Annotated in this window: 14 protein-coding genes; 6 read left to right on the top strand and 8 right to left on the bottom strand. The window is 64.2% G+C overall.

Going from position 1 to position 15,474, the window contains the following annotated elements; all coding sequences use genetic code 11:
- Position 1: 1 nt before the first annotated feature.
- The 8 genes from hpf to BT108_RS06015 all read right to left on the bottom strand — a co-directional run bounded on the left by hpf (position 2) and on the right by BT108_RS06015 (position 6,714).
- Positions 2-334, bottom strand: a complete 333-nt coding sequence (gene hpf, locus BT108_RS06050; RefSeq protein WP_072293678.1) for a ribosome hibernation-promoting factor, HPF/YfiA family — start codon at positions 332-334, stop codon at positions 2-4.
- An 18-nt stretch (positions 335-352) separates the two neighbouring features.
- The gene (locus BT108_RS06045; RefSeq protein WP_072293640.1) at positions 353-1,819 is read right to left on the bottom strand and encodes an RNA polymerase factor sigma-54; all 1,467 of its coding nucleotides are present in this window, start codon (positions 1,817-1,819) and stop codon (positions 353-355) included.
- Between the two features lie 60 nt (positions 1,820-1,879).
- Positions 1,880-2,602, bottom strand: a complete 723-nt coding sequence (gene lptB / locus BT108_RS06040; RefSeq protein ID WP_072293639.1) for an LPS export ABC transporter ATP-binding protein — start codon at positions 2,600-2,602, stop codon at positions 1,880-1,882.
- 50 nt (positions 2,603-2,652) lie between these two features.
- Complete coding sequence (gene lptA, locus BT108_RS06035; RefSeq protein WP_083566258.1) at positions 2,653-3,186, bottom strand: lipopolysaccharide transport periplasmic protein LptA; 534 nt, start codon at positions 3,184-3,186, stop codon at positions 2,653-2,655.
- 25 nt (positions 3,187-3,211) lie between these two features.
- Complete coding sequence (gene lptC / locus BT108_RS06030) at positions 3,212-3,787, bottom strand: LPS export ABC transporter periplasmic protein LptC (RefSeq protein WP_072293638.1); 576 nt, start codon at positions 3,785-3,787, stop codon at positions 3,212-3,214.
- Entirely contained in the window at positions 3,784-4,308 is a 525-nt protein-coding gene (locus BT108_RS06025) for a KdsC family phosphatase (protein ID WP_072293637.1), read from the bottom strand. Before BT108_RS06025 ends, lptC begins: the two co-directional genes overlap by 4 nt.
- A gap of 146 nt (positions 4,309-4,454) precedes the next feature.
- Entirely contained in the window at positions 4,455-5,399 is a 945-nt protein-coding gene (gene ispH, locus BT108_RS06020) for a 4-hydroxy-3-methylbut-2-enyl diphosphate reductase (protein WP_072293636.1), read from the bottom strand.
- Positions 5,400-5,571: 172 nt separating this feature from the next.
- A complete protein-coding gene (locus BT108_RS06015; RefSeq protein WP_072293635.1) occupies positions 5,572-6,714 on the bottom strand; it encodes a 3-deoxy-7-phosphoheptulonate synthase in 1,143 nt (380 codons plus the stop codon).
- A gap of 197 nt (positions 6,715-6,911) precedes the next feature.
- Here BT108_RS06015 and miaA point away from each other — a divergent pair, with 197 nt between their 5' ends.
- From miaA to BT108_RS05985, 6 genes are all read left to right on the top strand, one after another.
- The gene (miaA, locus tag BT108_RS06010; RefSeq protein WP_218184830.1) at positions 6,912-7,871 is read left to right on the top strand and encodes a tRNA (adenosine(37)-N6)-dimethylallyltransferase MiaA; all 960 of its coding nucleotides are present in this window, start codon (positions 6,912-6,914) and stop codon (positions 7,869-7,871) included.
- Positions 7,855-8,220, top strand: a complete 366-nt coding sequence (locus BT108_RS06005; protein ID WP_072293633.1) for a BON domain-containing protein — start codon at positions 7,855-7,857, stop codon at positions 8,218-8,220. The genes miaA and BT108_RS06005 overlap by 17 nt, the downstream gene beginning before the upstream one ends.
- Before the next feature lie 65 nt (positions 8,221-8,285).
- Positions 8,286-10,628, top strand: coding sequence for an acyl-CoA dehydrogenase (locus BT108_RS06000; protein WP_072293676.1), 2,343 nt, complete (start codon positions 8,286-8,288; stop codon positions 10,626-10,628).
- 45 nt (positions 10,629-10,673) lie between these two features.
- The gene (locus BT108_RS05995) at positions 10,674-12,494 is read left to right on the top strand and encodes an AMP-dependent synthetase/ligase (protein ID WP_072293632.1); all 1,821 of its coding nucleotides are present in this window, start codon (positions 10,674-10,676) and stop codon (positions 12,492-12,494) included.
- Positions 12,491-12,907, top strand: coding sequence for an acyl-CoA thioesterase (locus tag BT108_RS05990; RefSeq protein WP_072293631.1), 417 nt, complete (start codon positions 12,491-12,493; stop codon positions 12,905-12,907). Before BT108_RS05995 ends, BT108_RS05990 begins: the two co-directional genes overlap by 4 nt.
- Complete coding sequence (locus tag BT108_RS05985) at positions 12,904-15,471, top strand: 3-hydroxyacyl-CoA dehydrogenase/enoyl-CoA hydratase family protein (protein WP_072293630.1); 2,568 nt, start codon at positions 12,904-12,906, stop codon at positions 15,469-15,471. The genes BT108_RS05990 and BT108_RS05985 overlap by 4 nt, the downstream gene beginning before the upstream one ends.
- Positions 15,472-15,474: the final 3 nt, after the last annotated feature.

Genomic DNA, 15,474 nt, shown 5'->3' with positions numbered 1-15,474 from the left:
GCTAATCCAGTTGGTCCGTCTCCTGGCTCCTGAGCGCGCCGCCGTTGCGGCGGCTCTCGCCTTTTTCCTTGTGGCGGAGAATCTGCCGGTCGAGCTTGTCGACCAGGTTGTCTATCGACGCGTACATGTCGGCGCTGTCGGTTTCGACGAAGATATCCCTACCTTTCACGTGTACGTTGGCCTCGGCTTTCTGCTTGAGCTTCTCTACCGACAGGATGACGCTGACGTCAATGATGTGATCGAAGTGACGCGTGATCCTGCTCATTTTCGTGGTAACGTAGTCGCGCAAGGCAGGGGTGACTTCCACGTGGTGACCGGTAAGGTTGAGATTCATCATGTCTCCTGGGTTGAGTTAGAACGATTTGCGAAGATTGACGGGGGGAATCTGGATCGACTCCCGGTACTTTGCGACGGTACGGCGAGCCACGACGATGCCCTGCTGTCCCAGGATCTCCGAGATCTGGCTGTCGCTCAGCGGCTTTCTGGCATTTTCCGTACTGATCATCTGCTTGATCAGCGCCCGGATCGCGGTCGCCGAGCAGGCGCCGCCCGCTTCGGTCGCTACGTGGCTGCCGAAGAAATACTTCAGTTCGAATATGCCCCGAGGGGTGCGCATGAACTTCTGGGTGGTTACCCGCGAAATGGTGGACTCATGCAGATCGAGCACCTCCGCGATCTCCCTCAGCACCAGGGGACGCATGGCGACCGCACCGTGCTCGAAAAACTGGCGCTGGCGTTCGACGATGGCGGAGGAGACCTTCAGGATGGTATCGAAGCGCTGCTGTATATTCTTGATGAACCATTTCGCCTCGTGCAGCCGGTTCACCAGCTGCCGCGTGGAATCATCCTGGCTGCGCTTGAGAATATCGGCGTAAAGATGGTTGATCCGCAGGCGCGGCATCGCTTCGGGATTCAGGCTGGCCACCCACGTGCCGCGAACCTTCGTCACGACCACGTCCGGAATGACGTAGCGGGCCACCGAGGAGCTGAATGCCATGCCAGGCCTGGGATTCAGGCGAACGACGAGCTGCTGGATGGAGCGCAGGCATTCGTCGTCGCAACACAGCAGCCTCTTGATGGCGGCGAAATCCCGCGACGCCAGGCTGTCCAGATGATGCTCCACCAGCAGCAGGGCGCGGTCGAGAAACGGCGTGTCCCCCGGCAGCGCACGCAACTGCAGGGCCAGGCACTCGCTCAGGTTGCGCGCGCCCACCCCGGGCGGATCGAGGTGCTGCAGATAGCCGAGCGCGATGTGCAGCGCGTCGATGTCGATCTCCAGTTCCGACGGCAGCAGGGCGACAAGCTCCCCGAGATCCTGAACGAGGTAGCCATCCTCGTCCAGGCTGTCGATCAGCAGGCCCGCGATGCGCCTGTCGCGCTCGCTGATCTGGCTCAGGCTGAGCTGCATGTTGAGGTGCTCGCGCAGGCTGAGCGACTCCGCAGCCTGCTGGGAAAAGTCGCGCTCATCGTCTTCGTCGCGCGCCTCGTGGGAGCGGCCGTCTTCGACCGACCACCCCGATTCCTCGGAAAAGCGGGCGTCTACGTCGAGACCGTTCGCGGCATCGGGCATCTCCGCCGCGGCGGTGTCGGCGCCTCCTGGACCCAGCGATTCCGGGAGGCCGTCCTGTGCATCCGATGCATACTCCGCCAGACTCTGCCCCGGCCCATCATCCAGTTCAAGCAGGGGATTTTCCTGCACGATGCGTTCGATCTCCTGCCCCAGCTCGACGGTGGAAAGCTGGAGCAGCCGTATGGACTGCTGCAGTTGGGGAGTGAGCGCCAGGTGCTGGGAGAGTTTGAACTGAAGAGTGGGTTTCATGATATGAAAAAACAGCAGCCCAACCGGATCACCATGAGGCGGTTCAGTGAATCTATACTTTCACAACCTGAAATGTTCTCCCAGATATACCTTTCTCACGTCCTCATTATAGATGATTTCGTCGGGGTTACCGCTGGCCAGCACGGTACCGTCGCTGATGATGTAGGCCCGATCGCAGATTCCCAGCGTTTCCCTCACGTTGTGATCGGTGATGAGTACGCCGATGCCGCGCTCTCTTAGAAAGCCGATGATCTTCTGGATGTCCAGCACGGCGATAGGATCCACCCCGGCGAACGGCTCATCCAGCAGGATGAACCGCGGCTGCGTGGCTAGCGCCCGCGCGATTTCCACACGCCGGCGCTCCCCACCCGACAGGCTGATGCCCTGGCTGGTACGAATGTGGCTGATGTGCAGGTCATGCAGCAGATTCTCCAGGCGCTGCTGTATTTCCTCGACCGAATAGCCCTTCAGTTCCAGAACCGCCCGGATGTTGTCGGAAACGGACAACCGCCGGAAGATCGATGCTTCCTGTGGCAGGTAGCTCAGGCCCAGGCGCGCCCGCTGATGGATCGGCAGCAGGGTCAGGTCGCGCTCGTCCAGGTGGATGCGACCACCATCCAGCGGCACGAGGCCCACCATCATGTAGAAGCAGGTGGTCTTTCCGGCACCGTTGGGTCCGAGCAAACCCACCACCTCTCCGCTGCGGACGGACAGCGAGACGTCCTGCACCACCGTGCGGGACTTGTAGCGTTTTTTCAGGTTGTCCGCCCTTAATTCACTCACGCCCGGCGGCCCTCGGGATGGCGTCGCGATGGTACCCCATCCTTCATACCCTACTCTTTCTGCTTCGGCTGGATCACCGCGCGAACCCGACCGTCGGCATGCGTCTGGGTGTTGGCGCCATTGTTGCTCGTGACCTGAAAGAATTCATTGATGGAGTCGTAGGAAATGTAGTCCCCGTGAACTTCATCGTGCCCTCTCCTCAACCTGGCCTTCCTGAAGAGCTGCAGCCGGTCGACCTTGCCGTCGTACTCCATCCGCTCGCCCCAGCCCTCGATGTAATCGTCCTTGCCATCACGCTTCTGCCGGAAGCTGGCGAGATTGCCGAACGCGGTGGCGTACTGGAACCCCTCGGCGTCCTTCTTCACGATCATCTTGTCCGCGTGGATGACGAGCGTACCCTGGGTGAACACCACGTTCCCGATGAAGGTGGCCAGCTTGTTGGCATCCTGCACCGTCGCTTGATCCGCTTCGAGATGAATGGGCTTGTCGCGATCCGCGCGCTCGGCCCGCGCCTGCGGCATGAACGGCGCGCCTGCCACCATGACGACAAGCAGCAAGGCCGACCGGAAGGTATGTTCGCCCATCGATGCCGGCTCCATGCCGCGCCGATCAGCGCGCCTTGGCATGGACGACCTTGACCTGCGACAGCAGACGGGTGACCTGGGTGCGGTTGTCGATCTCCATGCCGATCGCCCTGACGACGGCATTGGCCTCGGTGATCACCACGGGGCGATCTGTCCTGGCGATGCCCTCGTCAGGGAAAAAGTGCAGGAAATCGGTGGTCATGATGGTCTCTCCACGCTTGTCGCTGGCGCTGCGCAGGATCCTGACGTTGTCCGTCAACTGGACATCCTTGCCGTCGGCGGTCATCCTCGCCCGGTTCGCATCCACGCGCAACGGCGGCTTTCCAGGCTCCGTGTCGAAAAAGACAGGGAACTCCAGGTCGGTGACATCGCCGTCCGAATAGTGCACCATCCGCTTCGCGGACAGCAGATGGCGCGTCACCCCGTCGCGGTTCGTGCGCATTGCCGAAAAGTCTTCCAGTATATAGTCGGGCAAGGCGGAACGGGCATTCTCGTCCTGGATGCGGGAAGGCAGTTGCGCCGAGCGGCTTATCCAGTACAGCAGCACCACCAGCAGGGTGAGCAGCAGGAGGGAATACCTGGACTGCAGCCTGACGATCATTCCAGATAGGTCGCCAGGTGGGCGTCCAGCGTATCCTGGGCCTGCATGATCAGCTCGCAGATCTCGCGCGCTGCACCGCGTCCGCCTTCGGCACGCGTGACGTAGTGCGCGTGCTTCTTCACCAATGCGGGCGCGGCCGGGACGCAGATGCTCAGGCCACAGCGCAGCAGCACAGGAAGATCGATCAGGTCGTCCCCCGCGTAGGCACAGGCGGAGGCATCGAGGTCCACCTCGCGCAGCAGGGCCTCGAACGCAGGCAGTTTCTTCTTGGCGCCCTGGTAGAGGAGCGTGATTCCCCAGTCCCGCGCCTTCAGCTCCACACAACGGGACTGCCGACCGGTGATGAGGGCGACCTTGACCCCGGTCGCCTTGATCATCTTGATGCCATGGCCGTCAAGGCTGTTGAAAGCCTTGATCTCCTCGCCGCCATCCGTGAGATAGAGGCTTCCATCCGTCAGCACGCCATCCACGTCGAACGCCACCACACGAATCTTCCGGGCTTTTTCAAAAATATGCTGCATCAATATCGCGGCAGCTGGCCGCCATGGAACAGCCTGAACACCGGCCCCGGAAGCATCCGAAAATATGATGATGACATCAACTGGCGCGCGCAGCCGGCAATGGCCTGCAGACTGCGATATCGCCCGCCCCCACGGAATCTGCTGCGTCAGTTCTTGGGCAGGGGAAACACGACTGACTCCACCACGCCGCTGAGCTCCTCCACCACCACCTCCCGGCCGGCCTGTTCCGCCCCGATCTGCCTGAGACGGGCGATGACCTCCTGCACCAGCACCTCCGGCGCGGAGGCACCGGCGGTGATGCCGATGCGATGCTTATCCTCCAGCCAGACCTCCTGCAGCTGCTCGGCACGGTCGATCATGAAGGCCGCCACACCGGCATTGCGCGCCACCTCGCACAAGCGATTGGAATTGGAACTGTTGGGGGAGCCCACCACGATCACCAGGTCGCACTGCTTCACCATCATCTTGACCGCATCCTGGCGATTCTGGGTGGCGTAGCAGATGTCATCCTTCTTCGGACCGACGATCGTCGGAAAGCGTTTCTTCAGGGCGTTGATCACGCGCGTGGCGTCGTCCACCGAGAGGGTCGTTTGGGTGACGTAGGCCAGATGACCCGGATCCTCGACCTGCAGGGCCTCGACATCCTGCTCCGTTTCCACCAGGTACATGCGCGGACCGTCCCCTTCCGCCTGGCCCATGGTGCCCTCCACTTCCGGATGGCCCAGATGCCCGATCATGATGATCTCCCTGCCCTGCTCGCGCATCCTGGCGACCTCGATGTGAACCTTGGTCACCAGCGGACAGGTGGCGTCGAACACCTTGAACTGCTGCGCCTCGGCCTCCCGGCGAACCGCGTGGGAAACGCCGTGCGCACTGAAAATGAGGATGCTGCCGACTGGAACCTCGTCGAGATTCTCGACGAACACCGCCCCCTTTTTCTCCAGGTTCTCGACCACGAAGCGGTTGTGCACCACCTCGTGGCGCACATAGATCGGCGCACCGTGCATCGCCAGCGCCCGCTCGACGATCTCGATGGCGCGATCCACGCCGGCGCAGAACCCCCTGGGATTGGCGAGCAATACCTTGATCATGGGCTGCTCTCCCTGTAAATCGTTCATGCTCCTTCCATCAGGACGCCGATACAGTGTCTGTTCCAATGTGTGCTCCTTTGCTAGTGTACCTTCAATCCGCCATCCCCGATGCAGGGTTCGCGCGCGCCGGCCTGGAATCGACGAATGGCACAGGACGGATGCCGGAGAGACGCTATGGCTGCGATACGGGCTGCAGCTCCGCCTCCTGGTGGCGTCTGGCGAGGGCGGCACGCTGCTCGTACGCGGCCCGCGCGATACGGATGTCTTCCAGGAAAAGCGGCAATTCCTTGAGCAGCAGCGCCTGCGGTCCGTCCACCAGCGCCTTGCTCGGCACCGGATGAAAATCCACCAGTACCATGTTGGCGCCCGCGATCACGCCCTGGGCCGTCACGTGCAGGATATCCAGGATGCCGTCCGGCGACGACGCCCGCAACCCGACCGAATGCGAGGGATCGATGCAGACCGGCATGCGCGTCAGCCGCCTCACCACTGGCACGTGGGAAAAATCCACGAAGTTGCGGTGCGGATCCCCCATGTTGGTCTTCATGCCGCGCAGGCCGAAGACAACCTTGCGATTCCCTTCGGAGGCGAGGTATTCCGCCGCATTCAGCGACTCGTCCAGGGTGATGCCGAAACCGCGCTTGATCAGCACGGGAAAATCCTGCTGGCGCCCGACGATCTTCAGCAACTCGAAATTCTGGGTATTGCGCGTGCCGATCTGAAGCATCACACCGGTGGCATTGCCTGTGCGGAACAGGGCATCCCGGATTTCCTCGACGTGGGACTCGTGAGTGACTTCCATGGCGATGACTTTGATGCCATACTTTCCGGCAAGCTCGAACACGTACGGGAGGCAGGCCTTGCCATGCCCCTGGAAGGAGTACGGACTGGTGCGCGGCTTGTAGGCGCCCATGCGCGTACACACCTGGCCGTTGTCGCGCAATGCCGCCATCATCGATTCTACATGCTCCAGGGTATCGACCGCACACAGGCCGGCGAACACATGAAGGGTATCCTGACCGAAACGCACGCCGTTGTAATCGAAATGAGTCGACCGGTGGTCATCGTGGTGCCGCCCCAGAACCCGGTATTCCTCCGAAACCCGGACCACCTGCTCGACACACGGAAGGTTCCGCATTTCCTCCACCGGCAGAGCCTTGGTATTGCCGATCAGATAGACTTCCGTGAGCGTCTGCTCGATGCCCACCTCGTTGTGCACGCGCGTGGCGATACCGGTCAGGCCGGCCAGATGCGCCATCAATTGCCTGTATTCGGCGCTGTCGGTCCGGGTGTTCGGACTCAGGACGAGAATCATGGGGTCGTATCGGGATCGGGAAGCCGGCGCGGAAAATCGGATTCTAACCGAAAAAACCGGTGCTTGCCACGCAATCGAACGCGCCGCCCGGGCCCTGATCCGCATCGGCGCGACGTCCGTCCCGCGTGGTCATGAATGCCGGGAACGTGCCGTCCCCCGGGCACGATTCGGCTGTCCGCCCGCCCGCAATTTTCCTCATGGGGCCTACCGCCACCGGAAAAAGCGGTATCGCGCTCGACATTGCCGGCTACCTGCCGGTGGAGATCGTGAGCGTGGACTCGGCGCAGGTCTATCGCCACATGGACATCGGCACCGCCAAGCCCGATGCACGCTCCATGGCGGCGGTCCCCCACCACCTCGTCGATCTGATCGACCCGCACGAGCACTACTCGGCAGCCCGGTTCACGGAGCACGCGCGGATCGCGATGCGGGAAATCACTGGACGAGGCAACATACCGCTGCTGGTCGGCGGCACCATGCTCTACTTCCGTGCGCTGCTGGAGGGCCTGTCCCCGCTTCCTGCCGCCGACGGCGGCCTGCGCACGCACATCGAGGAGCGGGCGGAGGCGAACGGCTGGCCCGCACTGCACGCCGAACTGCAACGGCTCGACCCGGCCAGCGCAGCGCGCATTCGGCCCACGGACAGCCAGCGCATCCAGCGCGCGCTGGAAGTGTGCCATCTCACCGGAAAGCCGATGTCGAAAATCCTGGATCAACCCAGGCATGCCCGCTTCCCCTACCATCCGATCCGCATGATTCTGAACCCGGGCGACCGCCACATGCTGCATCGACGCATCGCGCAACGCTTCGACCGGATGCTGGAACGAGGATTGGTCGACGAAGTCCGCACAATCCGTGATAAATTTCGTCTGAATGACGCCAGCCCTTCCATGCGCTGCGTCGGGTATCGGCAGGTACGGATGTACCTGGACGATGAAGTCGGCCTGGAAGCCATGCGCGACATGGCCATAGTCGCCACGAGACAACTGGCCAAGCGCCAACTGACCTGGCTGCGCCCGATGAAGAACGTGCAGACGTTCGACTGCCTGGAGGAGGATTTGCCGTCGCAGGTGCGGGAATATCTGCGCAACGCGGGCCTGGCCGTCAGGTTTCGATCAACCTTCAACTGGGAGGAAAAGCATGAACGATGGGTGTAGATGCAGAAAACTGATCCTGGCGATGGCGCTGATGAGCGCCATCGCCGCTACCGGATGCACCAAGCCGGAAGAGAAAGTGCATGAATCCTGGATAACCCCTCCCGAAGGCGCAGCCATCGACGATACCTCGCTCGCGAGCAGTATACACGCGGCGTTGCGTGCCGACCCGAGCGTCAGCAACCTGAACGTGAAAATCGAGGCCAGTAACGGCGAAATCCTGCTCAGCGGCTACGTGAACAGCCAGGAACAGATGGATCGCGTCGTCATGCTCGCCTGGATGGCGGAAGGCGCCAGGAAGGTGGAGAACAAGCTGACGCTGGGCAGCGGCGGCACGGTCGAGGACGACTGATATCCGGATGGCCGCATGCATGACATGACCTTGCGATGGATCGCGATCCGGGCGGAGCGTCTGCCTTGATCACCTCGGCGCTGCTGCTCCTGGCCGCCGTCGCCGGTACGGTATTCTTCCTGGCCCCGCTGCGGCGCATGCTGGTATCGAACCATCTGCTGAAAGTATTCCGCAAAATCCTGCCGAGCATCTCGCAGACCGAGCAGGAGGCGCTGGATGCCGGATCCGTATGGTGGGACGGCAGCCTTTTCAGCGGCTCGCCCGACTGGAACAAGCTGCTGGCCTACCCCAAGCCGGCGCTGAGCGTGGAAGAAAGATCATTTCTGGCCGGGCCGGTGGAACAGCTGTGTGCCATGCTGGACGAATGGCACATCACGCGCGAACTGCACGATCTGCCCCCGTACGCATGGCAGTTCATCCGGGACAACGGCTTTTTCGGCATGATCATCCCCAGGCAGTATGGCGGCCACGGCTTCTCGGCGCTGGCACACTCCGAGGTCGTGATGAAGCTCGGTTCGCGCAGCGGCACGGCGGCGGTGTCGGTGATGGTGCCGAATTCCCTGGGGCCGGCCGAACTGCTGTTGCACTACGGTACGGACGAACAGAAGAATCACTACCTGCCGCGCCTGGCGAAAGGGCAGGAAATACCCTGCTTCGCCCTCACTGGACCGGATGCGGGCTCGGACGCGGGCGCAATCCCGGACCTCGGCATCGTCTGCCGTGGCGAATACGACGGCCAGCGCGACGTCCTGGGCATGCGGGTCACCTGGGAAAAGCGCTACATCACCCTGGGTCCGGTGGCCACCCTGCTGGGACTCGCGTTCCGGCTCCGGGACCCGGAGGGGCTGCTGGGAGACAAGGAGGATCTCGGCATCACCCTGGCGCTGATTCCCACCGACACGCCGGGTGTCAAGATCGGGCGCCGCCATTTCCCGCTCGACGCTGCGTTCCAGAACGGCCCCAATTCCGGCAAGGAGGTGTTCGTACCGATGGAGTGGGTGATCGGCGGACGCAGCGGCGTCGGCTGCGGCTGGCGCATGCTGATGAACTGTCTGGCTGCCGGTCGCGCGATTTCCCTGCCCGCCACCAGCACCGGCGCAGCCAAGCTGGCAGCACGCAGCAGCGGTGCCTACGGCAGGGTACGAGCGCAATTCGGGGTGCCGATCGGTCGCTTCGAGGGCGTGGAAGAAGCTCTGGCGCGCATCGGCGGCAATACCTACATGATGGATGCGGCGCGCGTGATGACGGCGGGTGCGGTGGATCTGGGCGAGAAACCCGCGGTAATCTCGGCCATCGTCAAGTACCATCTGACCGAACGCGGGCGCCAGGCCGTCAACGATGCGATGGACATCCACGGCGGCAAGGGCATCTGCATGGGACCGAACAACTACCTGGCGCGCACGTACCAGCAGATCCCCGTCAGCATCACGGTGGAGGGCGCCAACATCCTGACCCGCAACATGATCATCTTCGGCCAGGGCGCGATACGCTGCCATCCCTACGTGCTCAAGGAAATCCACGCTGCCGCCGACAGCGATCCGGTACGCGCCTCGGTGGAGTTCGACCGCGCACTGACGGGACATCTCGTCTTCAGCATCGGTAACGGCTTGCGCTCCCTGCTGCACGGATTGACCGGCGGCCACCTCGCCCGGGCTCCCGGCAACGTGGCCCCGGAAGCCCATGGCTACTACAGCCAGCTGACCCGCTTCTCCGCCGCCTTCGCCCTGCTCGCCGACCTGTCCCTGCTCATCCTGGGGGGGACCCTGAAACGCAGGGAGCGCCTCTCGGCCCGCCTGGGAGACATCCTGAGCATGCTCTACCTGTGCTCCGCGGCCCTGAAGCGCTTCGAGAACGACGGACGGCCCGCCGCCGACCTGCCACTGCTGCATTGGTCGGTTCGGGATGCGTTCTATCGCATGCAGGAGGCCTTCGACGGCCTGCTGAGCAATTTCCCCGTGGGAGCCATCACGGCACGGCTGCTCCGATTCCTCGTCTTTCCCTGGGGAAAACCGTTCTCCCCCCCCTCCGACCGGCTCGACCATCAGGTGGCCGGGCTGATGTTGGCGCCGGGAGAGGCGCGAGACCGCCTGACTGCCGGCATCTATCTGCCGCAGTCGGCCGACGAGCCACTGGGTATCCTGGAGCAGGCGCTGCAGTGTGCGGTCGTCAGCGAAGCGGTGGAGACCAAACTGCGCGCGGCAGTCAAGGCGGGGCGGGTTCCGGCCCAGCGGGAAGAGAAGATCGCAGCCGCCCTGAAGCAGCGGGTTATCACAACCCAGGAGCTGGAGCTGATGGGAAAAATGGAGACGCTGCGCCGCCGTGTCGTCATGGTGGACGACTTCGCGCCGGACTTCGGCAACGAAACGCAAGCGGATGCCGGAACGGCCGCACCCGGAACGGCGGGCTGAGCCCATCGTGCCGGATCTTCTCGAACCCGGGGGCAGGAGCAATCCATGAGCAGGCAGCGGGAACAAACGGACATCATTCCGGTGGAGACCGCCGGCACGCTGGACGGCCTGTTCAGGGAGCGGATGCGACGTTCGCCGGATGGCGTCGCTTACCGCGACTACGAGCGCTCGAGCGGGAGGTGGCGCGATCTCACCTGGAAGCAGACGGACGAGGGTATCTCGCGCTGGCAGGCGGCGCTTTCGCGGGAAGGCCTCGCCCGCGGCGACAGGGTGGCGGTGATGCTGAGAAACTGCCCCGAATGGGTGATGTTCGAGCACGCTGCCCTGAGGATGGGACTGGTGGTCGTGCCGCTCTATACCGCCGACCGCCCGGAGAATGCGGCCTACGTGCTGTCCGATGCCGGGGCCAGAGTGCTGCTGCTGGAGGAGCTTGCCCAGTGGCGCGCGCTTGCTGGAAGCGGCATTCCCCTCGACGGCCTGGTGCGCGTGGTGACGATACAGAGCAGTCCCGGCGAGACCGGCGACGACCGCGTGCGGGCGATGCACGCATGGCTGCCGGAACGGGCCGTAGAGCTGCCACAGGTCGACAACGATCCGCACCAGCTGGCAACCATCATTTATACCTCCGGTACGTCCGGACGCCCCAAGGGAGTAATGCTGAGCCACCACAACATCCTCACCAATGCCTTCGGCTGCACGTGGGTCGCGCCGCTGTCCCGGCAGGATCTGCTGCTGTCATTCCTGCCCCTGTCGCACGCCTTCGAACGCACGGCCGGCTACTACGTCCCCATGATGTGCGGCGCCACAGTCGCCTATGCCCGCTCGATCCAGCAGCTTGCCGAGGACCTGCTGACCGTCCGCCCCACCATCCTGGTCTCGGTTCCCCGAATCTACGAGCGGGTGTATGCGGGTGTGCGCGACAATCTCGCGAGCGGACCGGGCATCGGCCGCCTGCTGTTCGAGCTGACGGTCGAGATCGGCTTCGGACGCTTCGAACGCCGCCAGGGCCGCGGTGGCTGGCGGCCCGCGCACCTGCTGTGGCCGCTGCTGGAAGCACTGGTAGCGAGGAAGGTGATGGCCCGGCTGGGAGGGCGGCTGCGTGGCGCGATGAGCGGCGGCGCGGCCCTGTCGGCCGAGATTTCCCGCGTGTTCATCGGCCTGGGCTTGCCGCTCCTACAGGGCTATGGCATGACCGAAAGCAGTCCCGTGGTCAGCAGCAATACCTTCGACGACAACGTGCCGGGCACCGTGGGACGGCCGATCCCGGGTGTGGAGGTCAGGCTGGGCGAGCACGACGCGCTGCTGATACGCGGCCCCAACGTGATGCTGGGCTACTGGAACAATCCGGAAGCCACCCGGGCCGTGCTGGCACCCGATGGGTGGCTCAATTCCGGGGATATCGCCCGTATCGACGCACGCGGCACCATCACCATCACTGGCCGCCTCAAGGAAATCATCGTCATGTCCACCGGGGAAAAGATCCCGCCTGCCGACATGGAAGCGGCGATCCTGCGCGATCCGTTGTTCGAACAGGCGATGCTGGTCGGCGAGGGGCGCTCGTACCTGGGTGTGCTGGCGGTCCTGGATTCCGCGCAGTGGGAAGAGGCAGCCAAGCAGCGCGGCCTGGACGCCGACTGGCGCCGGCTGGCGCACGACCGGAATCTGGAGGAAATGCTCCTGCAGCGAATCGCACGCCAGATCAGCGGCTTCCCAGGATACGCCAAGGTTTACCGTGTGGCGCTGTCGCCGGAGCCGTGGACGATCGACAACGGCCTGCTCACCCCCACCCTGAAACTGCGCCGAAACCGGGTGCTGGAACGCTACCAGGCCGAAGTGGACTGGCTGTACCAGAAGGTGCCGGCATGAGCGATTCACCCCGGTCTTGCGACTTGCTGCCGGAAGGGCGCGAGCCGATCCTGCGCCTGGTGCCCATGCCCACCGATACCAATTATGCGGGGGACGTGTTCGGCGGCTGGATCATGGCGCAGGTGGACATCGCGGGCAGCCTTCCGGCGATACGCCGCGCCCGCGGACGCGTGGTCACCGTGGCGGTCAATTCGTTCGTGTTCAAGCAGCCGGTGTTCGTTGGCGATGTGGTGAGCTTCTATGCCGACATCGTCAAGGTCGGGCGCAGCTCGATCACGGTGGACGTCGTCGTCTACGCCCAGCGCGGGCTGCGGCAGGGCGGAGAGGAAATCTGCATCAAGGTCACGGAAGCCGTGCTGACCTACGTGGCAGTCGACGAACACCGCAGGCCGCGGGCAGTTCCCGGGGAATGATCCAGATCGAACAGGAGACAGCATTGGCTCACGATACATTCAGGGTGCGCAAGGCCGCCGTTCTTGGCGCCGGCGTCATGGGAGCGCAGATCGCCGCGCATCTGGTCAACGCCGACGTGGAAACGCTGCTGTTCGAACTCCCCGCCGAAGGATCCGATCCGAGCAGCCCTGTTGTCAAAGCGATCGAGGGGCTGAAGAAGCGGGAGCCCGCCGCACTCTCCCTTCCGGCCAGGGCGGCCTTCATCCAGCCCGCCAACTATGCCCAGCATCTGGAGCGGCTGCGCGACTGCGACCTCGTGATCGAGGCCATCTCCGAGCGCATGGACTGGAAAACCGAACTGTACGCGCAAGTGGCCCCTCATCTGGGAGAACGCACCCTCTTCGCCAGCAATACTTCCGGCCTTTCCATCGAAAACCTGGCCCGCGCCATCCCCGACAGCCTGCGCCCCCGCTTCTGCGGCATCCACTTCTTCAATCCGCCGCGCTACATGCACCTGGTGGAGTTGATCCCCTGCGCGGCAAGCGATCCGGTGCTGCTCGACGCCCTGGAACAGTTCCTGGTGACCCGCCTCGGCAAGGGGGTGGTGCGCGCGAAGGATACGCCCAATTTCATCGCCAACCGCATCGGTGTCTTCTCCACCCTCGCCAGCGCGCACCACGCGCACCGTCTCGGTCTTGGGTTCGACCTCGTCGACGCGCTGACCGGCCCCCTGATCGGGCGCCCCAAGAGCGCGACGTTCCGCACGGCCGACGTGGTGGGCCTGGACATCCTCGCGCACGTGATCGAGACCATGCGCGACGCCCTGCCGGACGATCCCTGGCACCGCTACTTCGTGGTGCCCGGCTGGCTACGGACACTGATCGAACAGGGAGCGCTGGGGCAGAAAAGCCGGCGCGGCGTCTACGAGAAGAAGGACGGGGAGATATTCGTGCTCGATCCCGCCACGCAGGCGTACCGGCCATCGGGCGCGCCGGTCGACGACACCGTCGGGGAGGTGCTTCGGCGTAAGGACCCGGCGCAGACGCTCGCGGCGCTGCGCACCCTTCCGCATCCCCAGGCCCAGTTCCTGTGGGCCGTGTTCCGCGACCTGTTCCACTACTGCGCAGTACACCTCGCAACGATCGCCGGCAACGCGCGCGACCTGGACTTCGCCATGCGCTGGGGGTTCGGATGGAACCAGGGGCCGTTCGAAACCTGGCAGGGTGCGGGCTGGAACGAGGTCGCCGCATGGATCGGCGAGGACATCGCCGCCGGCAGGAGCATGGACGCCACGCCGCTACCCGAGTGGGTGTGGCGGGTGGGGCAGGCGAAGCAGAGGGACGTCGCCGCAGACGAAACCGCGGGGGTGCACCGGGCGCAGGGCTCCTACGCTCCGGCCGCGGATGCCTTCCAGCCGCGCTCGCGGCTGGCGGTGTACCGGTGCCAGCTTTTCCCGGATCGGCTCCTGGGGGAGGCGACGCAGTACGGCAGCACCATCCTCGAGACCGACGCGGTACGCATGTGGCACGTCGGCGGAGGCGATCGCGGAAAGGGGGACGGTATCGCCGTGCTCAGCTTCAAGAGCAAGATGCACACCATCGGCAGCGACGTGCTCGACGGCATGCAGGCCGCCATCGAAGAGGCGGAACGCAACTGGCGCGGGCTGGTGATCTGGCAGACCGAGCCGCCTTTCTCGGCGGGCGCCAACCTGCAGAAGGCCACGGAGCGGCCGAAAGGCGGCGAGCCGCCCTCCACCCTCGACGTCCTGGCGAAGAAGCTCAGGAAGAAAGCGCAGTCCGTGGTGCTCAAGGCGGCGCGCAGCCTCAACCTCGCCGACGCCCTGATGGCGGGCAAACTGGCTGAGGTGGAGGCCATGGTGGCCCAGTTCCAGCAGGTCTCTCAGGAGCTCAGGTATTCGTCGATCCCCACCGTGGCCGCCGTGGACGGACTGGCGCTGGGCGGCGGCTGCGAATTCGTGATGCACTGCGATCGCGCCGTGGCGACGATGGAAAGCTACATCGGCCTGGTGGAAGCCGGCGTGGGCCTGCTGCCGGCGGGGGGCGGATGCAAGGAGCTGGCATTGCGCGCCGCCCAGGAAGCGGTGGAGGGCGATCCCTTCCCGCTGCTGAAACGGTATTTCCAGAGCGTGGCCACCGCGCAACTGGGAAAGAGCGCCGAGCATGCGAAGGAACTGGGCTACCTGCGCCGCGCCGATCCGGTGGTGATGAACCGCTTCGAACTGCTCCACGCCGCTCTGGCGCAGGCCGCAGCGCTGGACCAGGCCGGCTACCGACCGCCGCTGCGCACCGTGGGCATTCCGGTGGCAGGCTCCACCGGTATCGCCACCCTGAAGGGCATGCTCGTCAACATGCTGGAAGGCCGCTTCATCTCCGAGCACGACTACCTGATCGCCGGCAAGATCGCGCACGTCATGTGCGGCGGCGACCTGACACCGGGCAGCCTGGTCGACGAGGACTGGTTCCTGGAACTGGAACGGATCGCGTTCATCGAACTGCTGGCCACCGAAAAGACCCAGGCGCGCGTGGCGCATACCCTGAAGACGGGAAAGCCGCTCAGAAACTAGGAG

This window comes from Nitrosovibrio sp. Nv17, from assembly GCF_900119085.1.
Classification (GTDB): domain Bacteria; phylum Pseudomonadota; class Gammaproteobacteria; order Burkholderiales; family Nitrosomonadaceae; genus Nitrosospira.
Note: the sequence above shows the minus strand (reverse complement) of the source record. Positions and strands in the feature narration are given on the sequence as shown.